This window comes from Stenotrophomonas sp. CASM106 (assembly GCF_049384825.1).
In the GTDB taxonomy this organism is placed as follows: domain Bacteria; phylum Pseudomonadota; class Gammaproteobacteria; order Xanthomonadales; family Xanthomonadaceae; genus Stenotrophomonas; species Stenotrophomonas muris.
Window position 1 is genome coordinate 1 of sequence record NZ_JBMRFS010000069.1, and the last position, 430, is coordinate 430.

A 430-nucleotide genomic window follows, 5' to 3' on the forward strand; every position below is an offset into this window, starting at 1 on the left:
GACGGAGGCGCTGTCGGAGGCGCTGTCGCCGGCCTGACCCACCTCGCGGTCCTGCTGTGCGCCGCTCAGCGGACCAGTCGGTAGAAGCGGAAGAAGTCGTTCTCGATGTCGAGGATCTCGAGGTCCGCGAACCCTGCCTCGCGGGCGTAGCCGCGCAGGGTGTCCGGCCGCATCACGGTGCCGGTGCCGGCGGAGTCCTCGTGGGCCATCCCGTCGGCGAGGCAGCACAGCAGGCTGTAGCCGTACATGAGCCGCTCGATCTCGTCGCCGGGCGCGGTGAACGTCTCGGCGACCCGCTCGTCCATCACCACGACGGTCCCGCCGAGCCCGTGCATCGCCTCCAGGACGGCGACGGGGTCGGGCAGGTCGTGGATGCACTCGAAGGCGAACACCACGTCGTAGGTGCCGTCGGCGGAACCGGCGTCGGTCG

General features: G+C 70.9%; 1 protein-coding gene. It reads right to left on the bottom strand.

Annotated features, from left to right (window positions below; all coding sequences use genetic code 11):
- Positions 1-65 precede the first annotated feature (65 nt).
- A partial coding sequence (locus VG556_RS22575; protein WP_423180076.1) for a hypothetical protein occupies positions 66-430 on the bottom strand: 365 nt, incomplete at its 5' end.